The organism is Marinovum sp. J2-8 (assembly GCF_055808435.1).
This window is the reverse complement of sequence record NZ_JBVVRZ010000016.1, coordinates 19,309-39,769: the sequence shown is the minus strand read 5'-3', so window position 1 is coordinate 39,769 and position 20,461 is coordinate 19,309. Positions and strand designations below refer to the sequence as shown.

Sequence of the window (20,461 nt, the reverse complement as noted above, 5' to 3'; positions counted from 1 at the left end):
CAGACTTCGGCACGGGTCATCGCCACATAGAGCAGGCGATCACGTTCCTGTCGTTGTTTTTCCTTGGCCGCTTCCAGCGCTTCGGCCATCGCGGCAGGGCTGTCGCCTGCGGCGGTTTTCCACACCATTGTGTCATCCATCGCCAGCAAGGCATCCCGATGCTGCAACGGCCATTTGCCGGTATCCGGCAGGATCACAATCGGCGCCTCCAGACCTTTGGAACCATGTACCGTCATGACCCGAATGCGGTCGCCGGCGCTGTCCATCTGGCGTTTGATCTCCAGATCGTCGGTTTCCATCCAGATCAGGAAGCCGGTCAGGCTGGGCACCTCTGTCGCCTCATAGGCCAGCGCCTGTGACAGCAGGGCATTGATGCCATCCTCGGCCTCATTTCCCAACCGGGCCAACAGTTTGTATCGTCCCTCATGCCGGGTCAGAATACGTTCGATAAGATCATAGGGCCGCATGAAATCGGCATTGGCCTGAAGGTCGGTCAGCATGGCCCAAACCTCGGCAAAGTCGCCCTGCCGCGCCGCCAATTCGCGCCACAGGTATTTCTGTTCGCGCCCCTGCGCGAGGTCATAAAGCTGGCTCTCGTCCCAGCCGACCAGCGGTGATTTCAGCACCACCGCAAGGCTCAGATCATCTTCGGGCAGCGCCAGCCATGACAACAATGCCGCCAAATCGCGCACCGCCAGTTCCGCCCCAACCTTGAGCCGATCCGCACCCGCAATCGGCAAATCGGCCTCCTTGCAGGCGCGAATGATCTCGGCAAAAAGGTCGGAACGCCGCCGCACAAGGATCAGGAAATCCCCCGCCGTCACCGTCCGCCCGGCCCAGCCATGCGGTTCCTGTTTCCAGGGGATTGTGGCCTTGGTGTCCAGCATCCGTTTGATTTCACGGGCAATGCGCCGCGCGAGGATCACATCGTGATGGGTGTCGGCGGGCAGGTCGACGGGGTCATCCCATTCGCCTTTTTCCGCTTCGCTGATCTTGTCGACACAGGGCCAAAGATCGACGCGCCCCCCCATGTCGGATTTAAAGGCGCGGTGGGTTTCTTCGCGCGAAAACCCGGAGCGGGCCTTGGCCTCGAACAATGTATCGACCAACCGCAAGATTGCCTCGGACGAGCGAAAGGAAAATTGCAGGGTGGTGTCCTGCAACGGTTGATCCGTCGCGCGCAATCGTTCGGCAAAATCGGCCTTCATCCGGTCAAATTCCGCCGGATCGGCCCCTTGGAAGGAATAAATCGACTGTTTCTTGTCGCCGACAACAAAGATCGTGCGTGCCACATCGGCGCGTGCACCTTCGCCGCTGGTGAATTCGCGTGCCAGCTCTTCGATCACGCGCCATTGCACCGGGCTGGTGTCCTGGGCTTCGTCCACAAGGATATGGTCGATGCCGCCATCCAGCCGATACAGCACCCATTGCGCCACTTTGCGGTCTGTCATCAACGCCAGGGTTTTGTGAATCAGATCGTCGAAATCCAACCACCCCCGCGCCAGTTTCGCTGCCGCATAGCGCGGCAGGAAAACCCCGGCAAAGGCTTGCAGGGCGCGGGTTTTCTGGGTGGCGGCCAGCGCACAGCGGATGTTGCGGCCATCCTCGACCCGGCGCATCAGATCCTCCAGCCGGTCCATCAACGGCGCCATTGCCCCCTGGCGCAGACCTTTGGTCGGAAAGCTGTCGATCTTGGCCGAATACGGCCCGGCCTTGGCCGATGCGCCATTCAGCAACACATTTTCCAACACCGAAAGGGCGGCCAAATTCGGGGCGGTGATGCTGTTCAGTTTCGCGGCCGCTTTTTGGTCGTTCTTGCCGCTGCCGGACAAAAGGACCGCCGCCTCTGACAGCAATTCCATCTCTCCGCCCAGAAAAACACGGCTCAAAAGCCCGGCTTCATCCATGTCCGGCGACAGGCCGAACAATTCCTTGATCGCCGTTTCGTCCAACGGTTCGGCTAAAGCCACACGATTGCGCGACACTTCGGCGGTGATGTCGTCGAAATCCATATCCGTCAGGTGGCTGGCCAGATTGGCCACCAAATGCGCATCCGCGCCATCGGCCATTTGATCGACGATCTCAGCCCGCAAAAGCGCGGCAGAGCGGTCTTCCATTTCCTTGAATTGCGGCGACACCCCGGCCTCTAGCGGGAAACGGCGCAAAATAGCGGCGCAGAACGAATGAATTGTCTGGATTTTCAATCCGCCCGGCGCTTCGATTGCGCGGGCGAACAAGGTGCGCGCGTTTCGCAACGCCTCTGCCGGGATTGCGCCTTCGATGCCAAGATCATGCAGCGCAGCGCGCAGCGCGGCATCATCCTTCATCGCCCAATCCCCCAGCCGCTGGAACAGCCGGTTCTGCATCTCGCTTGCGGCGGCCTTCGTATAGGTCAGGCAGAGAATGTGTTCGGGCGACACATCTTGCAGCAACAATCGCGCCACCCGGTCGGTCAACACGCGGGTTTTGCCCGATCCGGCATTGGCCGCCAGCCAGGTAGAGCGTTCGGGATCCGCGGCAGCGATTTGGCGCAGGGTGGCTTCGTTGCGTTGGGTCATTGGGTTTTTTCCGATAGCGGCATCGGGGTTGGATCGTCGGTCAATTCCCATTCCCCGAAACGTGCCAGCTGGTCATAATCACCGACATCCTTGGCCTTTTGCATCGCCCGGCGCGAGGTATATCCCTGATCCTGCTCCATATAGCGGGAAATCAAGGTTTCAAATTGCTCCCACACCACGTCCGCTGGCGTCTCTTGCAAGGGCGCGGGGCGGTTTTCGGGGGCGGAACCAAGGCCGATGTAAATCGCATTGGCCACCTCGCCCGGATCAATGTCCTTGAAACCGCCGGCTTCGGCGATTGCGGCCTCCAGCATCAGTTGCTTGTCAAAGTATTTCTGTTCATCCGGGCCCGGCGGTTTGCCGGTCTTGTAGTCATAGATGTTCAACCGGCCGTCTTTCTGGCGGTCAATCCGATCTGCCTGACAAATCAGACGAAATCCAAGTCCCGCAATGTCGCGTTGCCCGTTGACCTCATACTCCAGCGGTTGGGCATTCTGGCGCCGCTCGATCTCGTCGGTGACAAATGTCCCGGCAACCCGTTCCATCCGCGCCTGCCACATCGCGCGGGCCGAGGGCCAGGGCACATTGTCCGCCAGAACCGTGGCGGTTGTTGCCAAAAGATCGGCGCGGGTCAGCTTTGACGGGTCATCCACGCTGCTGCGCACAAACCGTTCCAGCACATCATGCGCCAAAATCCCGCGCAACAGGGCGTCCGGGGCCTTGGCCAGACTGTCGAGCGGCCGCAACCGCAGCACATGTTTGGCGTAAATGGCATAGGGGTCGCGGATCAGCCGCTTGATCTCGGTCACCGAAAGCTGCTTTGGGCGCGCTGATCGGGGTGGTTGGGGCGAGGGCCGCATCGCGGCGGGCACCGGTGTCACCGCTTCGACCGCATGGGCCAGCGCCAGCCTGTCCTGGCCGCGCGCGCGCATATCCTCATAGGCGGATTTGCCATCCGCCCCCAGCCCGCGCAGCAGGTTCGACAACCGGTTAAGCCACCGTGACGGCACGGTTTCGGCATCATCCGACCGCACCGACCGGGTCAACCAGACCTCTTGCGCGCCTATCGCCTGTTGAAAATCATGCGCCGAAAGGCCGATGCGCCGTTCCGGCAACAACAGGCCGGCGTCATGGCGCATTTGGCGATTGAGCCAGGGATCGGGGCTTGGCGGTTCGGGCCAGCTGCCTTCGTTCAATCCGCCCAGAATCAGAAGATCCGATCCCATGACCCGCGCCTCCAGCGTGCCAAGGATGCGGATGAAAGGGTGGCCAAGATCGCGGTCGCGCTGTTCCTCGCGCGACAGAACAGCGCCAAACAGATCGACGTAATCGCGGGCTGACAATATGCCGCCATGGGGCGCTGCGTCTTCCAGTTTGCGGATCAGGGCCAGGGTTTCAATTCCGGCCACCTGCACCCACAATTGCCCTGCGCCGGTCTGTTCGGCGCAGGCCGCCAATGTTTCGGCCAACGCCCGGTGCCGCGCCAGCCAATCGGCCAGCGGCATGGCCAGCAATTCATCCTGTCCACAGACCTGCAACAACCAGGCCCCCCATTCCGGCGCTTCGCGGTCTTCGGCAAAGGCCGTCAACATTTCGACGTCGGGAAACGGCGGACCTTTGCGGCGCAGGCGCAATTCCAGATCACGGGTCAGGCGCAGGTGGGTGTTGCGCGTCCCGCCAGAATGGCAAAGCGGATGTTTCAGCAGGGTCAGAAGCGCCGCCGCGCTGAGCGGGGCCGCGAACAGGGCCGCGACATGGCGCAAAAACCGCCCCGGCGCGGTCAATTGCAGCGGAATGCCGGCGCTGTCATCGGGGACGATATTCCAGCGGTCCAGCGTCGCCGTGACCTGCCGTGTCAGGTGGCGGTCGGGGGTGATCAGCGCCGCACTTTGCCTGGCTTCCGCCGCCTCGCGCAGGCGCAGAGCAATGGCCAGAGCCTCTTCGCGCCGGTCCTGGGCTTCGACCAATGTGACATCTTTGGTGGCCTGATCCAGATGGGCCAGGTTGGGCCCCTCGCTCAGCCAGGCATCGGTCACGGGCGCGGGGCGCAGGGCAAGCGACACCAATTTGTTGCGCGGCGGACAGGGCGCGGCGAGTCTGTGCCAATGATGCACCGCATCGTGGTCGATATTCATCGCGCGCATCATCCGGGCATAGCGGTATTGCGGGTGATCCTCGCTGGCCATCGCCTTGTCCAATGCGGCCCAGTTCGCGGCTGTCATGTCAAAGTCAAACCCCGGCAGGACCAGCGCGCCTTGCGGCAGATGGGCCGCGGCCTCCATCAACAATGCCGCCGCACCGCGAGAGCCGGTCGAGCCCGCGATGATCACCGGGTGATCGGGGGGATTGGTCTTCCAATGTGCCGCCAATGCCTCGGCCACGCGACGCAGACGTGTTGTGCCGTCGGGGGCGCTGGTGTCGGGGTCGAAATACCCCTGAACAATGTTCAAAAAGGCACGGGCGCGTTGCCAATGGCCCGATTGATCGCTCACATCCAGGGCGGCGATGTCGGCGGGGGTCACGCCTTCGCCCTGCATTTCATCCATCAAACCCGCCAGCGAATCCGCCAGATCAAAAAGCGCGGCACGCGGCGCCATGTCGGGTTGCGCATTCAGCAGCCCGGACACCAATTGCACCAGTTCGAGCCGTCTTTGCAGGGGCGGCACGGCATCGGCAATATCGGCGGTCCAGGGCGGGGCCAGATCGTTCAAGACCCGGATACGGGGCAGCGCACGTGGTGGCCCCGCATCGAAAATCGCGCGAATGCGGCGGCGCATCCGCTCTGTATTGACGATCAATTCGACGCGGGCCAGGGTCTCGGGCGGGTGCCCTTGTACCCGGTGCAGCAGACCGTCGACCAACGCCTGAGGGAAATCAATGCCGGGGGCCAGACCGAACAGGCGCGGTGCATCCATGCGTTCAAACATCGGCCAGCATTCCTTCGGCAATGGCAATGGCATCAGGATAGCCAACATCGCACCATTGCCCGTCATAGGACAGCCCGAACATGCGCCCGGCGGCCAACATGTCCTGCCACAGCGCCCACATTGAAAACGCGCGGTCCCGGATTGCGGCCAGCCCGTCGGTTTTGATGATCTGAAGCCCGGAATACACCATGCCTGGCCCGCGGCTGATCCGGCCCTGTGCATCCAGCAGGAAATCGCCAGATCCCTTATGGCCAAAGGCGTTTTCTGGTGGAACACAAAGCAAAAGCGCGTCCATCCGGGTTGGATCCCAGGCCGCGCGCAGCGCCTCTGCCGGATTTGGCCCGCGCCATACCGCGTCAGTGTTCAGCGTGAAAACCGGACCCGGGCCAAGCAGGGGAAGGGCGTTTTTCAATCCGCCGCCGGTTTCCAGCACCTCTGGTGTTTCGTGCGACAATGCGATGTTGCGGCCCGCCAGGTGATCCGCCAGCATCTCCGCGCGATAGTGGCTGTTGACCACCACGCGGGGCAGTCGCAGCGGTGCGATCTGGGTCAGAGCATGGTCGATCAGCGGGGTGCCGGCCACCTTTATCAGTGGTTTGGGGCAGCTGTCGGTCAGCGGCCGCATGCGGGTGCCCAACCCGGCCGCGAACAGCAAAGCGGCCTGTGGCCCGGTCATGTCACAGCCTGCGGCGCCGGCAAATTGGCCAGCGCGTCGCGTACTTCAGCCAATGCGGGGTGGGTCAAATTTGTCTGGAGGTGGGCCCAGACCCGTGGCTGTAACGCCAGATATTGCGGTTTGCCCCGGTCGGCGGCGAGCCGGGCAAAAACCCCCAGAATACGCAGGTTTCGTTGCGCGCCCAGAGCGGCATAAGCGGTGCGGAAAGCGGTGTCATCGGCGCCGGTTTTGGCAATGAAATGGCGCAGCACGCTGTCCGCGATTCCCGGTGTCAGGTCGCGGCGCGCGTCCTGAAGCATGGAGACCAGATCATAGGCGGGATGGGTGACAAATGCGTCCTGAAAATCCAACAGGCCAATTTGGCGGTCGCCGTTGCGGTCGGGCAGGAAAATCATGTTTTCGGCGTGAAAATCGCGCAGCGCCAATACCGCAGGCACGTCGGCCACCGGCGTCAGAAGCCGGGCAAAGGCCGCTTTGGCGGCGGGCAAATCCGCCAAATGTTGCGGGGCGTAACAGTCAAAGGCCAGCGCGATCATATCCGCGAGCGCCGTCGCGGTCATCGCGGTCATGCCCTGGGGCAAGGGTTTGCTGTGCAATCGCGCCAAAAGCTCGGCCGCCAGGGTATAAAGGTGCATTTCGCGGCTCGGGTCATCCGCCATGATGCGGGCAAACAGGGCGTCGCCGAAATCCTCGATCAACAAAAGCCCGGCATCTGGGTCTTCGGCATGCAACGTGGGGGCGGAAAATCCGAAGCGGTACAAATGCGTGCGTATGTCCAGAAATGGCCCGGGATCGCCACAGACAATCGGGTCGGCATCCATCAGGATCAGGCTGCCGCCTTCGGGGTTGTGCAGCCGTTCATATCGCCGCGCGGATGCATCGCCAGGCCAAAGGCACGCGCCTCCAGCCGCCCAGGCCCAAATCGTCCAGGAACGTTGCAATCGTTTCTTGGCGTGTCATGCGGCAATGACTTTTGGCAAGGAATCCCAACGTGGTGCTGACCAGCTTAGGGTAAGGTGTCGGGTGTCCGGGTCGGCGTCGGTGGAAAACTCAAGCGTGAGCGCGTTGGCCGGGGCCTCGGACCCAAGCCGATCAGGCCATTCGATCAGACAGATTGCAGTGTCAAAAGCCTCGGTCAGGCCCAGTTCGTCAACCTCGGACAGATCGCCCAGTCGATAGAGATCCGCGTGCCAGATTTCGCAGACCGGGGCAGGGTAGGTTTGCACCAATGTGAATGTCGGCGACGGCACATCTTCGGCTTCGGTCAAAAGTGACCGGATCAGGCAGCGGCAAAAATGGGTTTTTCCGGCGCCAATATCGCCGCGCAGCAACAACACGTCGCCCGCGGCAAGGCGGGGCGCGATGCGGGCTGCCAGCTCGCAGGTTGCTTCCGGTGATGGCAGGCTGAGCGCAAAGATTTGAGCCGTTGCGGCGGGATAGCTATGGTCGATCATCATATTCGGACATTACCGCGCCAGCCATTCCGCGCAAGACCGTTCCGTGACGGATCGCACAGTGAAATCGCGCAGTGCAGGGGCGTGCCCGGTCAGGCGGACCCATCGTCATGCTGTTGTTTCGCCGTCGTCCGGTCAAGAACAAGTGCGGCATCCTGGGCCGAAAAGGAAATCAAAGTCGCGCCGCCCGGCAGGGGTTCGGCCAGAAATTCCATCTGCCCCACCCGTTCATGTATCAGATCGGCCCGGCGCGGGGCGCGTTCGCCGAAACTGGCAATAAACTTGGGCAAACCACCCCAGGCCGGGCTGGGCGCACATTCTGATTGCCAAATCCGCAGGACATCCGTGATGGTGGTTTCGGCAAAGCTGCTGTCGGGATCAAATCGCCACATGGTGCGGAAGGCCTGGTTCGAGAAGGTCAGAATACCCATCTGCGAAAACACCGCCAGCGCACGGTTCTGGCGATCCAGAACGGCCTGACTGGTCTCAAGTTCGGCGCGAAAGCGGCGGGTCAGGGAAATCTCTGCACTGATGTCTTCGAACAGAAAAGCCACCGCGCCATCGGGATGCGGTTTGCCGGTAACACGATAGGTCAGACCAGACGGCAAATTCCAGGTCTTGGAATATCGGCCATCGCGGGCGGCGGCGATCAGCGCGCTCATCTTTTCGCGCCAATTCGAATAATTCTTGGGCTCCGGCATGATCTGATGTTCGCGCAGATAGTCGAAAAAGGCCGCAAGACTGGGTTTCGACGTCAGAAATTCGGCGGGCATCGCCGTCAGGTCGATCAATGCCGGATTGAACAGGGCAAGCCGCTGGTTACGGTCAAAAATCGCCAACCCGGTCGACAGATGCGCAAAGGTTTTGGTCAGGGTCTGGACAAATTTGCGCTGCGCCTGTTCGGCTTGCACGACCGCATCGACACTGGTGGCATAAGCGACAAAGCCGTCTGCGGTGGCGCGGGTCGAAATTTCGAACCAGTTGCGGCTGTCCTTGTCGCCGACCTGAAGCGGCAGGCGCAGCGGGGCCTTGCCCACGTCCTTGCTCTCAATCGCGAAAATCGGATTGTCCGAAGAATCATTTGGGTTGATCCGCGCCGCCAGATGCCCATAGGCGCGGTTGTGCCAGGCGACCCGCCCCTCTGGATTGACCGACCAGATGGCATTGGGCGCATCGGCAATGGCGCTGCGCAGGAAGCGCAACTCGCGGCTGACATCAAAGGCAATTTGCCGGTCGATTTCCGCCGGCGCATCATCGACCAAGGAAACCCGCACCCGGTCATCCGCGCGCACAAAAATCAGCTGTCCGCGATCATCGGGTTTCAGCGCGCCATATGATCGGCTTCGCTCGGCGCGGGTTGAAAAGGCCGCATCGGGCGTAAGCGGCAAAGTGCCAAAACGCGGCTCGAAAATCCGGCACAATTGCTGCCAGGCGTTTTCTTCGAAATCATCCGCCAGCGTCGTCAGGACGGCGGCCGGATCGGTGGCATCAATTAGATCTGTATCGCGAAACAGATAGCTGACGGCGTCGTCCCGTTGAATGCCGGTCTCTTCGGCGGTGGTCCGTTTTCGCCCGGGAAGAATGGCAAAGCCCAATGCCATGGTCGCGCCCAACAGTGCAGCACCGACCAAGACAATGATTTGCAACAAAGAAAGCTCTGACAACATCTTCCATCCCCTTGATCTGACACTGGGTCAAGGAGGTTAACAATTGTTTAACCTAAAAAGCAATCTGCCATAGGTTGCGCGAACGTCGCGGCCCAGCCCAACACCGTTGGCGCGGCGCTCAGATCTGGATCACCTGATTTTCGCCAAGCGGCGCGGAATCAGACCCGGCCAGGGAACCCAAATTCTTGCGCGGCCAGACCACTTCGACCAGCGCGCCACAGCGTTCGCCGCGCCTTCCGGGGTTGGCATAAGGCCCGGTCGCATTGGTAAAGCTCAGCTCTGCGCCCGAACGTTCCAACAATGTCTTGGCAATGAACAGGCCCAGCCCCATGCCTTCGTATCCCGGACGTTTCCGGGTTTCCGTTTCACTGCGCCGTTTGCGTACAAACGGATCGCCAATGCGGCCAATCAACTGTGGTGGATATCCCGTGCCGTCATCGACAATCCGCACAGTGATGGTCATCTGTCCAGATCGTGTCGATCCAGACATTGCCGCGTGCGAAATCCACCGCGTTTTGCACCAGATTGCGCAGACCGTGAATGATTTCCGGCTGGCGGTTGATGGTTGGAACCGTCTTTTCCCCATTGGGGCCGGCGCTGTGGTCATAATGCAGGATCTTGCCCCGGTTTTCATGCGGTTCGGCGGCCTCGCGCAGCACTTCGCTCAGAGGCGCGCGGCGGACCTGCATGTCTTCCTTGCCTGCCCGTCCCATGGATCTCAGGATGTCGCGACAGCGGTCGGCCTGGGTTCGGATCAACAGCGCGTCTTCCTGAAGGTCGGGGCGATCGTCCAGCTCTTCGGCGATTTCGGCGCTGGTCAGTTTGATTGTGGCAAGCGGTGTGCCCAATTCATGCGCTGCAGCGGCCACCACCCCGGCCAGATCGGTCAGTTTCTGTTCCCGCGCCAGCGCCATTTGCGTGGCGGTCACCGCGTCGGACATGGCGTGCAGCTCGCTGGTCACGCGCCGCGAGTAGACTGACAAAAATGTGATGGCAATCACCATCGCCACCCATTTGCCAAAGACAAACACATTGGGCGTGCGCAACACAAACCCCTCATCCGTCAGCAAAGGCAGATGATACAACGCCAACACCGAGACAAGAACAATGGCAATTCCGGCGATCACAATGGTCGGTCGGGTTGTCAGAACCGCAGCGGACACCAGCACCGGGCCAAGCATCAGAATGGCAAATGGATTGTGCAGCCCGCCGGTCAAAAACAGCAAAAACGCCAGTTGCAGCAGGTCAAACAGCACCATCAGCATGTTTTCCGTCGCGCTGAGCCGTTTGTTTTGCGGGAAAATCGCAATGGCCACCAGATTGCCAACCACCGACAGGCTGATTGCCAGATAGCACAATCCCATTTCCAACGAGAGGTTGAACCACCGCTGCGCCACGATCAAAGCCGTCAATTGGCCAAAAATCGCAGCCCAGCGCAGCATGATCATGGTGCGCAGCCGGACCCAATTGCCGCGGCGGTGTTCGGTCAGGAACTCTGACCCCAATTCTGACATGTGGCGTTTTCGCCTCTTGCTACCGGATTTCAGATTGATACGTGTCACGCGTCAGACGATCAACAATCATCGCAATATGGATTGGAAAAGCCGTTATGGTCCGCACTGTCGCTCTTGTCGCCTCTGTGTCTGTTGTCGCTCTTGTGGGGGGGCTTTGGTATGTGTCGCAACCAAAAGAAGGCGCTGATCCGTTTGCCCAATGCCGCACTGCGGCGATTGCCGGTGGCACCGACACGATTGGCGGGCCCTTTACCCTGGTCAACAGTGACGGCGAAACCGTCACCGACAAGGATGTGATCACCGAACCCTCTATACTTTATTTTGGTTACACCTTTTGCCCGGATGTGTGCCCGCTGGACTTTGCCCGCAATTCACAAGCGGTCGAGGTGCTGGCCGAACAAGGGATCAGCGCAACGCCGGTGTTCATTTCCTTCGATCCAGAGCGGGACACCCCCGAAGTGGTCGGCGATTTTGCCTTCAACAACCATGAAAAGGCGATTGGCCTGACTGGATCGGAAGAACAGGTCAAAGCCGCAAGCAAGGCCTATCGCACCTATTACAAGGCGCAGGACAAGGAAGATGACTATTATCTCATCGACCATTCGACATTTTCCTATCTGGTGCTGCCGGAACAGGGGTTTGTCGAATACTTTCGCCGGGATGCGACACCGGAACAGGTGGCCGAAACCACAGCCTGTTTTGTCAACGCAGCCGGATAGCCGCGCAATCGGCACGTCGGTCGTGCCGGGTAATTTTCCGACCGATCCGGGCCGCATAGGCGCAAATATATTTCGCGCTACGGTTTGACACTGCGCTTGGCGTTGGGAATAATCCCCCAATTGCGCAAGCTCACATTCGCAGGAGGTATCACGTGCCTGAAAAAACGCTCCCGGATTTGGGTGAAGACAAATCGCTTTTGCTGGTTGATGACGACGAACCGTTTCTGAAACGTCTGGCCAAAGCGATGGAAAAGCGCGGTTTTGCGGTGGAAACTGCCGGATCTGTCGCGGCGGGCCGGGCGATTGCCACGGCACGTCCCCCGGCCTATGCGGTGGTTGATCTGCGGCTTGAGGATGGCAACGGGCTTGACGTGGTCGAGGTGCTGCGCGAACGCCGCCCCGACAGCCGGATTGTGGTGCTGACCGGATATGGCGCGATTGCCACCGCCGTGGCCGCGGTCAAGATCGGCGCAACCGATTATCTTTCCAAACCGGCGGATGCCACCGACATTACCAATGCGCTGGTGGCCAATGGCGATGATCTGCCTCCGCCGCCGGAAAACCCGATGAGCGCCGATCGTGTGCGGTGGGAACATATCCAGCGGGTGTTCGAGCTTTGTGATCGCAACGTGTCGGAAACCGCGCGGCGATTGAACATGCACCGCCGCACATTGCAGCGGATTCTGGCAAAACGCTCGCCGCGCTGACGGAAATCGCGATCAGAGTCCGATCAAGGCCGGGTCAAAGCCAGATCAAGGAAGATCGAAACGCTTGCTGATCGTCCCCGTCCGGCGGCCATCGGACAGCCGCGCCTCGGGGTTGGATTTGTAGGTTTCGAATCCGCGCGACTGATAATAGGTCAGCCCGCTTTCGTTGTCGGCGCGGATGGTGGCGTCGATCCATTCATACCCCAGCGCGGCGGCAGATTTGCGGGTGGCGGCAAACAGTCGGCTGCCAACCCCCAGCCCGGTTTGGCCAACCCGCACAAACGTGGCGATCTGCGCCACCTCTGGGCCATGCCCCGGAAGGGGATTGAGCATCTGAAACCCGACCAGGGTGCCATCGTCAAGCCGGGCCACATGGCCGGTGAAACGCGGCCCGGCGCGGTCCATCCAATCGCGGATATCGGCGCTGCCCAGCGGGGTCAGGAAGGCCGTTGTGCCGCCGATATCAATGATTTCATTCAAAAGATCCGCCATCTCGCGCGCGTCGGCCGAACAGGCCGGGGCAATAAAAACGTCGGTCATAGGGTCTCCATCAATTGATGATACCGAGCGGTGAAATCATCGCGCACCTGACGCGGTGGGCGCAGGGCAATGTGCAGATCTTCGATCAGCGCCTTGTTTGGCTTGCCAAAGAAGCCATCAGCCTCTTTTTCGGTAAAGCCCGCGATCTGGATCGCCTCCATCCAGGCGCTGATACGGTCGGCTTTCTTGATCTGTTTCTTGATTGTCACCGGCAGCGCGGCCGGCAGACCAAACCGAATGTGAATGGCCGCCGACAGCCGGTCATCCAGCACGCCATAACTGGGGCCAATCGCGGCCTTGACCGGGGAAATCATGTCGCCGATCACGTATTCCGGCGCATCATGCAGCAGTGCCGCCAATTGCCAACGCACCGGCGCGCGTGGGTTCATCCGGGCAAACAGCACCTCGACCAGCAGCGAATGTTCGGCCACCGAATAGGCGAAATCACCATGGGTCTGGCCATTCCAACGGGCGACAAAGGCCAGCCCATGCGCAATATCTTCGATCTCGATATCCATCGGGGTCGGGTCCAGCAGGTCGAGCCTGCGACCTGAAAGCATTCTTTGCCAGGCGCGGGATGGTTTGGGGGGCATTGTCGTTCTCCGTTCCGGGAATGTTCCTAGACCGGTTGCCCGGAGTTTGCAAATGCAAAGACGGCTGTGGGGCGGGCAATATCCCTGAAATGTGTGATGGTGTTTGTGGCAATATCCGGCGTCTGCCCCCATATATGGGACATGGCAAACCGGGCCTCACGTCCCGTTGGCATGGGGCCCTTTTCAAGGAGAGGTTCCATGTTCAAACGACTATTTGCGGCGGCGCTGATCTTTGGTGCGGCGGCGCTTGCGCCCCCTGCGCCCGCGCAAAACTTGTCCCAAACCCAAACCCAAACCCAAACCCAAACCCTGGCCTGTATGCCGCGCGACGCGCTTGTTGGCGAACTGCGGGGCAAATTCGGTGAAACATTGGCCGGTGGCGGGTTGCAATCGGGCACCCGCCTGATCGAGGTGTGGCGCTCGACGGAAAGCGGCAGTTTCACCCTTATCCTGACCCAGCCCAACGGCGTGGCCTGTGTTCTGGCGACGGGCGCGTATTGGCATGACGCACCGCAGGATCCCGGCGGCGTCGCGGGTTAGCTTTCGCGTGTTGTTCGACTGGCGTGGCGGTGGTATCTGCGGGCGAAACAGAAATGCCGCGAGGATGCCGGACATGACCAGTGACTATATCGTAAAGGACATCTCGCTTGCCGAGTTTGGCCGCAAAGAGCTTGATATTGCCGAAACCGAAATGCCGGGTCTGATGGCGCTGCGCGAAGAATACGGCGAAGCCAAACCGCTTGCCGGGGCGCGCATTGTCGGTTCGCTGCACATGACGATCCAGACTGCGGTTCTGATCGAAACGCTGGTGGCGCTGGGCGCGGATGTGCGCTGGGCGTCGTGCAACATCTTTTCGACCCAGGATCACGCGGCAGCGGCGATTGCCGCCGGTGGCACACCGGTGTTCGCGATCAAGGGCCAGTCGCTGGAAGAGCACTGGGATTACCTTGACCGGTCGTTCATGTTCCCCGAAGGCGCGAACCTGATCCTTGATGATGGCGGCGACGCGACGCTCTATGTCCTTTTGGGTGCGCGGGTCGAAGCCGGCGAAACCGATCTGATCGAAGTGCCGACCTCGGAAGAGGAAGAGGCGATTTTCGCCCAGATCAAAAAGCGGATGGCGGCCAGCCCCGGTTGGTTCACCAAAACACGCGAAGCGATCCAGGGTGTGTCCGAAGAAACCACCACCGGCGTGCACCGTCTTTATGATCTGCACAAAAAGGGTCAGCTGCCCTTCCCGGCGATCAACGTCAATGACAGCGTGACCAAGTCGAAGTTCGACAACAAATACGGCTGCAAGGAATCGCTGGTCGACGGCATCCGCCGCGCCACCGATACCATGATGGCGGGCAAGGTTGCCGTGGTCTGCGGTTACGGCGACGTTGGCAAAGGTTCTGCCGCTTCGCTGCGCGGTGCCGGTGCACGGGTCAAAGTGACCGAAGTTGATCCGATCTGCGCACTTCAGGCGGCAATGGACGGGTTTGAAGTGGTTGTTCTCGAAGATGTGGTCGACAGCGCCGACATCTTTATCACCACCACCGGCAACAAGGACGTGATCCGTATCGAGCATATGCGCGCGATGAAGGACATGGCGATTGTCGGCAACATCGGCCACTTCGACAATGAAATTCAGGTCGCCAACCTGAAGAACCACAAATGGACCAACATCAAGGAACAGGTGGATATGATCGAGATGCCCAATGGGCACCGTCTTATCCTTCTGTCCGAGGGCCGTTTGCTGAACCTTGGCAATGCCACCGGGCACCCCAGCTTCGTGATGTCGGCGTCGTTCACCAACCAGGTTCTGGCGCAGATCGAGCTTTGGACCAAGGGCGATGAGTATGACAATCAGGTCTACATCCTGCCGAAACATCTGGATGAGAAGGTCGCGCGCCTGCATCTGGACAAGATCGGTGCCAAGCTGACGGTGATGGACCCGGATCAGGCGGCCTATATCGGCGTCACGCCCGAAGGTCCGTTCAAGCCGGAACACTACCGCTACTAGGTCGAAACCGGGTCACTGACACCCGTTACACAATGAATTGAGCCTGCAATTTCTTGCGCAGTCTCGCGATGGTTTTCGGCGCACCTTTGCCGGTGCGCCGAGCGAACCCATTCTGATCATTGTCCTTTTTCAGGCATGGCATAAATCCTTTGGCACAGAGGCGGCGATCCCGGCGGTACAGAACAACAGCTGTACCAAAACGGATCAAAGTCTTTCGGTAGTGACAACCAAAGGAGAAAGCTATGAAACTGACACAGAAAATGATGACCGGCGCGGCCGTTTTTGCATTGATGTCCGGTGCTGCGTTCGCCCAGGAAACTACAATGGATCCCACGGATGATCCGGTGGCCGAGTCGGTCACTGAAATGCCGGAAACCATGGCGGAAACGCCGATGTTCACCAGCCTGCAGGATATGACGGTTGGCGATGTTGTTGGGCTGAATGTCCATGACCGCGAAGGCAATGACATTGGCGAGATCGACTATGTCGTGGCCCAGGCGGACGGCGCGGCGGGCGTGATCGGCATTGGCGGCTTCCTTGGCCTCGGGGAATACACCGTCGCCATCGCGCTTGAGGAATTCCAACTGGGTGATGACGGCGCATCCCTGGTGCTTGGCGCAGACAAGGAATCGCTAAAAGCCCTGCCGGAATTTGACGAAAGCGGGGTAGAGGGGCTGCCGGATGATCTTCTGGTGTCGTCTCTGATAACGGATACGCCGGACGCCACGGCGCCGACCGCAACCGATACGATGCCGCCAAAGGTGGAAAGCGGGTCGTAAGCCGACCATTTTCAGGCCGCTCTTGCGGCGTCGGCGGGATTTTGCCGGGGCCGACAGCGGGCCGTAACCTGACCCCCTGGTCTTTGACGGGCGCAGCATTGCTTTATGCTGCGCCCATTTTTTCGCGGCGGTGACATTCAGTGGACACAGGGCGAAAGCATGACGGGGAAAACCCCGCGGGATTTACCGTTGTCAGACTCCGATTTGCCGGTAGAGTTGGCCGCACCAGCATCAAAACCCGCGGGGGCGGGGAAAAACAGGGGAAACCAGGATGGGTAAACGCGACGATTTGATCGCGCAATATGCGGAAGATCTCAAAACCAAATGCGGCACAGAGCCGGACATGGAATTGCTGCGAAAGGTGACCATCGGCTGTGGCCCGGCGATCTATAACGCCGACGCGTCAACCGTTGCGGCAACACAGGCCGGCGAACTTGAAACCGTGAAGAAGAATTTCCTGATCAAGAAACTTGGCCTGTCAGACGGACCAGAGTTGATGGAGGCGATCCAGTCGGTGATCGAGGTCTACGGCAAGTCCGAGCGCAACAAATACCGCGCTGTCGTGTACTACCTGCTGACCAAACACTTCAAAAAGGAATTGGTCTACGGCTGATTTCCGCCTGCGAAAGATGCCACCAGACAGACGTGCAAGAGACGCCCTCGCCCGGGGGGCGTCTTTTTTCATTACTAATGCTGGCTTAATGCCCAAGTCCCGGTTTTGGTTGCCAAAATCATAAGATCGCGCCAAGCCCCTTATTTCTTTGACTCTGCAACCACCTTGGCCATTTGCGTTAATTCGATTTTTACTAAGGCTGGCGGACGTATTAAGGAAATAGACAAAAACTGATCTTTTTATGATTTGGATCACAGGGGGCATTAAGCTATTCATTCTTTATCGACCAGAAGGTCAGTGCCGAAATTGAATTCATCGAAGATGTGTGGGAGCATCTGGGGTGAGCAAAGGCCCTGACTGCGATCCAGTTGGGGCCTTTCTTGTTTTTTTCAGAACAGGGTCAGCACCAGACCCATCAGCCCGCAGGCCAGCGTGGCATAGCCGCCATCAATCACAGACAGCTGGAACGGGCGATTTCCGTAGAGATTGTTGATCACGATCCACGGGCTGATAAAGAACAGCCCGATGCCGATTCCGGCAACGATTCCTTTACCATAGCTATCCACACCCGAAAGTTCGAAGGTATGCCGCATCATGCCGGCGACCAGCAGTTGCATGACAAAGGTCAGGGCAAAAATCTTTGGATCCTGGCCGCCCTTGGGTTTGCCATCGGCGTCGCGTTCGATGCCTGCGGCCTCCATCCAGGGGTTGGCCAGCGCCATGTACCAGACCGCGCCAAGCGCGAAACTGGCGGCGGCGGCAATGATGACATTGATGATTTCCATGTGTCTCTCTCCTTGTCGGCGCTGCGGGATATTCGGGGAAAATTAACCTTACCTTGGAATGTACGACATGCGGTCCATTTTAGCCAAATTGCGTCGGCCGCTGGATCACCCGGCGGTCAGACCCCGCCGAGCGTGCAAATGCGCTGCCATTCCTCGGCTGTGACCGGCTGGACCGAAAGCCGCGAATTTTTCACCAGCACCATGTCAGACAATTCCGGGTCACTCTTGATCTGATCAAGCGTGACCGGATTGGGCACCGGGGCAATCGCGCGAATATCGACACAGTCCCAGCGGTCGTCATCGGTGGTGCTGTCGGGATGCGCCTCGGCACAGACTTCGACTATGCCGACGATGGCGCGCGACTTTTGCGAGTGATAGAAAAACCCGCGATCGCCCAGCGCCATCTCGCGCATGAAATTGCGCGCCTGATAGTTGCGCACGCCATCCCATTCCTCGCCCGCGTCACCCTTGGCCAGCTGATCCGACCAGCCCCAGGTGGCCGGTTCCGATTTGAACAGCCAATAGCGCATCAGCCGATGACCTTTTTCCATTCCACCAGTTCGACATTTTCGAACAATCCGGCCTTGGCGTAGGGGTCGTTGGCCTCCCAGCTTTCGGCGGCGGCCATATCGGCCACATCCAGGATCACCAGCGATCCCGCCATTTCGCCGTTGATAATCAGCGGTCCGGCCTGGGCCACCACGCCGGTTTCGGCGATATAGGCCAAATGGGCGTCGCGGGTGTCCTTGCGGATTTGCAGTGCGCCGGGTTTGTCATGGGCAATCAGGGCTATCAGCATGTCATTCTTCCTTTAAGGGTCGTGCCAGAAGCTGGTCCATTGCCGTGCGGAGGTCAAGCTGACCGGCGACAATGGCGGCCACGGCGGCGGTGATCGGCATTTCGATGTTATGGGTCTTGGCGACGTTGAGCATTGCGCGTGCGGTGGCCGCGCCCTCGACCGTTGTGGTGGTGTCAAAATCGGACCCGCCGCCCAGCGCCAGGCCAAAGCGGAAGTTGCGCGATTGATCGGATGTGCAGGTCAGCACCAGATCGCCAAAGCCGGACAAACCCGCCAGTGTTGCCGGGCGTGCGCCCAGCGCCGCCGCGATCCGGCTCATCTCGGCAAAGCCACGGGTGATCAATGCGGCGCGGGCAGAATCGCCCAGGCCCGCGCCGATGGCCATGCCCGCGCCGATGGCAATCACGTTCTTCAACGCCCCGCCAAGTTCCGCGCCGGTCACATCGGTGGTGCGATAGAGCCGGAGGTTGGGGGTGGTCAATGCGGTCTGCAATGCCGCGCCCTGGGGGGCGTCATCGCAGGCGAGGGTCAGCGCCGTCGGCAGGCCAGCGGCGATATCGGCGGCAAAGCTGGGCCCGGTCAGGATCGCCGCAGTTGCTTTGGGCAGGATACGGCGGATCTGGGTGACTGGCCCCTCGCCGGTGGCGACGGAAAACCCCTTGCAACAGGCGATCAGCGATTTTGTCGCCAGGGTGGTTGCATGGGTCTCCAACAGGGGGGCCAATTGCTGCATCGGCACCGCGAGCAACAGGATGTCGGGGGCTGTTGCGGCTGTGACATCTGCGGTGGCGGTCAGGCGGTCGGGGAATGTCGCATCAGGAAGCCGCCGGATGTTGGCGCGGGTGGCCTGCATTTCGGCCATGGCCGCGTCATCCCGCCCCCAAAGCACCACGTCCCGCCCGGCTGCCGCCAGCGAGATTGCCAGCGATGTGCCAAAGGCCCCGGCCCCAATCACGCCAATCGTCATGCTTTGGCACCTTTTTTGCCGCTGCCCAACATCGGCGCGGCGGATTGATCCAGCGGCCAGCGCGGGCGCGCGGCCAGCGTCATGTCGTCGATCAGCCCCAGCTGCATGTGTTCGACGCCCACATAGGCGATCATCGCGCCATTGTCGGTGCACAACGGCAGCGGCGGCGCGGTAAAGATCACGCCCATGTCACGACAGAGGCGGGTCAACCCGTCGCGGATCGCACCATTGGCCGCCACCCCACCCGCCACCGCCAACAGCGGTGTGGCTGGCGCGGCATCCAGATAGGTGCGCAAGGCACGGCGGGTCTTTTCGACCAAAACATCGACCACCGCCATCTGAAACCCGGCGCACATGTCGGCGCGGTCCTGGGCGGTCATCCCGCCCTTTTGCGCAACAATGCCATCGCGGGTGCGCAGCAGGGCGGTTTTCAACCCGGAAAACGACATGTCGCATCCCGGTCGATCCAGCAAAGGCCGGGGGAATTTAAAGGCGCGGGCGTCGCCATCGCGCGCTTCGGCCTCGACCGAGGGGCCGCCGGGTTGCGGCAGGCCCAGAAGGCGCGCGGTCTTGTCAAAGGCTTCGCCAGGGGCGTCGTCGATGGTGCCGCCCAGCCGGGTGAAATCCTGTGGGCCACGGGCAATCAAGAACTGACAATGCCCGCCGGACACCAGCAACATCAGATAGGGATATTCTGCCCCATCGGTCAGACGCGGGGTCAGCGCGTGCCCGGCCAAATGGTTCACACCGATCAGCGGCAGACCGCTGCCAATGGCAATCCCTTTGGCGCACATCACACCCGACACCACGCCGCCTATCAGCCCCGGACCGGCGGTGACGGCGATACCATCAAGATCGCCAAGCCCCAAATCGGCCTGCTCCAGCGCCTGTTTGACACAGGTGTCCAGCCGTTCGGCGTGGGCGCGTGCCGCAATTTCGGGCACTACGCCGCCAAATGCACTGTGCAGGGCGGTTTGCCCTTCGACCACCGAGGACAGAATGTCTGCGGCACCGGGCACACCGCGCACCACAGCGGCGGCGGTATCATCACAGCTGCTTTCAATCCCGAGGATGGTATATGGCTTGGCCATCGTGGCTCCGTTGCGAAGGTGTTGCAGGGCAGGTAACACTTGGCAACATGGCAAACAATCCCGGGCC

Annotated in this window: 19 protein-coding genes and 1 pseudogene; 6 read left to right on the top strand and 14 right to left on the bottom strand. The window is 60.5% G+C overall.

All coding sequences use genetic code 11. The features are described from left to right. From addA to regB, 7 genes and pseudogenes are all read right to left on the bottom strand, one after another. On the bottom strand, window positions 1-2,558 hold a 2,558-nt coding region (gene addA / locus AC0L4F_RS23460; RefSeq protein ID WP_244691941.1), incomplete at its 3' end, for a double-strand break repair helicase AddA. Next, window positions 2,555-5,485: a double-strand break repair protein AddB gene (gene addB / locus AC0L4F_RS23455; RefSeq protein WP_244691939.1), complete on the bottom strand. Its 2,931-nt coding sequence runs from the start codon at window positions 5,483-5,485 to the stop codon at window positions 2,555-2,557. The genes addA and addB, both read right to left, overlap by 4 nt. Continuing rightward, the gene (locus AC0L4F_RS23450; RefSeq protein WP_244691937.1) at window positions 5,478-6,161 is read right to left on the bottom strand and encodes a nucleotidyltransferase family protein; all 684 of its coding nucleotides are present in this window, start codon (window positions 6,159-6,161) and stop codon (window positions 5,478-5,480) included. Before AC0L4F_RS23450 ends, addB begins: the two co-directional genes overlap by 8 nt. Further along, a complete protein-coding gene (locus AC0L4F_RS23445) occupies window positions 6,158-7,102 on the bottom strand; it encodes an aminoglycoside phosphotransferase family protein (protein ID WP_244691935.1) in 945 nt (314 codons plus the stop codon). Before AC0L4F_RS23445 ends, AC0L4F_RS23450 begins: the two co-directional genes overlap by 4 nt. Window positions 7,103-7,117: 15 nt before the next feature. Then, entirely contained in the window at window positions 7,118-7,618 is a 501-nt protein-coding gene (tsaE, locus tag AC0L4F_RS23440) for a tRNA (adenosine(37)-N6)-threonylcarbamoyltransferase complex ATPase subunit type 1 TsaE (RefSeq protein WP_473447118.1), read from the bottom strand. Between the two features lie 89 nt (window positions 7,619-7,707). Next, window positions 7,708-9,282, bottom strand: coding sequence for a PAS-domain containing protein (locus tag AC0L4F_RS23435; RefSeq protein ID WP_244691933.1), 1,575 nt, complete (start codon window positions 9,280-9,282; stop codon window positions 7,708-7,710). A gap of 118 nt (window positions 9,283-9,400) precedes the next feature. Continuing rightward, window positions 9,401-10,796, bottom strand: a pseudogene (gene regB, locus AC0L4F_RS23430) (sensor histidine kinase RegB). 95 nt (window positions 10,797-10,891) lie between these two features. On the opposite strand from regB, the gene AC0L4F_RS23425 reads away from it, so the two are divergent. Together AC0L4F_RS23425 and AC0L4F_RS23420 are read left to right on the top strand one after the other, a co-directional pair. Continuing rightward, window positions 10,892-11,515 (top strand): SCO family protein, encoded by a 624-nt coding sequence (locus AC0L4F_RS23425; RefSeq protein WP_244691931.1) that lies wholly within the window; start codon window positions 10,892-10,894, stop codon window positions 11,513-11,515. 152 nt (window positions 11,516-11,667) lie between these two features. Continuing rightward, window positions 11,668-12,222 carry an ActR/PrrA/RegA family redox response regulator transcription factor gene (locus AC0L4F_RS23420; protein ID WP_244691929.1) on the top strand — a complete coding sequence of 185 codons (555 nt, stop codon included), beginning with the start codon at window positions 11,668-11,670 and terminating at the stop codon, window positions 12,220-12,222. A gap of 45 nt (window positions 12,223-12,267) precedes the next feature. Here AC0L4F_RS23420 and AC0L4F_RS23415 read toward each other — a convergent pair whose 3' ends face one another. Beyond that, window positions 12,268-12,762 (bottom strand): GNAT family N-acetyltransferase, encoded by a 495-nt coding sequence (locus AC0L4F_RS23415; protein WP_244691926.1) that lies wholly within the window; start codon window positions 12,760-12,762, stop codon window positions 12,268-12,270. Further along, a complete protein-coding gene (locus tag AC0L4F_RS23410) occupies window positions 12,759-13,355 on the bottom strand; it encodes an HD domain-containing protein (RefSeq protein ID WP_244691924.1) in 597 nt (198 codons plus the stop codon). The genes AC0L4F_RS23415 and AC0L4F_RS23410 overlap by 4 nt, the downstream gene beginning before the upstream one ends. Before the next feature lie 198 nt (window positions 13,356-13,553). Between AC0L4F_RS23410 and AC0L4F_RS23405 the strand changes: the two genes are divergently transcribed. From AC0L4F_RS23405 to AC0L4F_RS23390, 4 genes are all read left to right on the top strand, one after another. Continuing rightward, on the top strand, window positions 13,554-13,895 hold the full coding sequence (locus tag AC0L4F_RS23405) for a hypothetical protein (RefSeq protein WP_244691922.1): 342 nt from the start codon (window positions 13,554-13,556) through the stop codon (window positions 13,893-13,895). Window positions 13,896-13,968: 73 nt separating this feature from the next. Continuing rightward, window positions 13,969-15,360 carry an adenosylhomocysteinase gene (gene ahcY, locus AC0L4F_RS23400; RefSeq protein ID WP_244691920.1) on the top strand — a complete coding sequence of 464 codons (1,392 nt, stop codon included), beginning with the start codon at window positions 13,969-13,971 and terminating at the stop codon, window positions 15,358-15,360. A 242-nt stretch (window positions 15,361-15,602) separates the two neighbouring features. Then, window positions 15,603-16,139: a hypothetical protein gene (locus AC0L4F_RS23395; RefSeq protein ID WP_244691918.1), complete on the top strand. Its 537-nt coding sequence runs from the start codon at window positions 15,603-15,605 to the stop codon at window positions 16,137-16,139. A 271-nt stretch (window positions 16,140-16,410) separates the two neighbouring features. Beyond that, the gene (locus AC0L4F_RS23390; protein ID WP_244691915.1) at window positions 16,411-16,752 is read left to right on the top strand and encodes a DUF2853 family protein; all 342 of its coding nucleotides are present in this window, start codon (window positions 16,411-16,413) and stop codon (window positions 16,750-16,752) included. Window positions 16,753-17,141: 389 nt separating this feature from the next. Here AC0L4F_RS23390 and AC0L4F_RS23385 read toward each other — a convergent pair whose 3' ends face one another. The 5 genes from AC0L4F_RS23385 to tsaD all read right to left on the bottom strand — a co-directional run bounded on the left by AC0L4F_RS23385 (window position 17,142) and on the right by tsaD (window position 20,394). Then, window positions 17,142-17,537 (bottom strand): DUF1761 domain-containing protein, encoded by a 396-nt coding sequence (locus AC0L4F_RS23385; RefSeq protein ID WP_244691913.1) that lies wholly within the window; start codon window positions 17,535-17,537, stop codon window positions 17,142-17,144. 116 nt (window positions 17,538-17,653) lie between these two features. Beyond that, entirely contained in the window at window positions 17,654-18,067 is a 414-nt protein-coding gene (locus AC0L4F_RS23380) for an EVE domain-containing protein (RefSeq protein WP_244691911.1), read from the bottom strand. Then, entirely contained in the window at window positions 18,067-18,336 is a 270-nt protein-coding gene (locus AC0L4F_RS23375) for a YciI family protein (RefSeq protein WP_244691909.1), read from the bottom strand. The genes AC0L4F_RS23380 and AC0L4F_RS23375 overlap by 1 nt, the downstream gene beginning before the upstream one ends. 1 nt (window position 18,337) lies before the next feature. Continuing rightward, the gene (locus AC0L4F_RS23370) at window positions 18,338-19,303 is read right to left on the bottom strand and encodes an NAD(P)H-dependent glycerol-3-phosphate dehydrogenase (protein ID WP_244691907.1); all 966 of its coding nucleotides are present in this window, start codon (window positions 19,301-19,303) and stop codon (window positions 18,338-18,340) included. Next, window positions 19,300-20,394: a tRNA (adenosine(37)-N6)-threonylcarbamoyltransferase complex transferase subunit TsaD gene (gene tsaD, locus AC0L4F_RS23365; protein WP_244691905.1), complete on the bottom strand. Its 1,095-nt coding sequence runs from the start codon at window positions 20,392-20,394 to the stop codon at window positions 19,300-19,302. Before tsaD ends, AC0L4F_RS23370 begins: the two co-directional genes overlap by 4 nt. Between the last annotated feature and the right edge of the window lie 67 nt (window positions 20,395-20,461).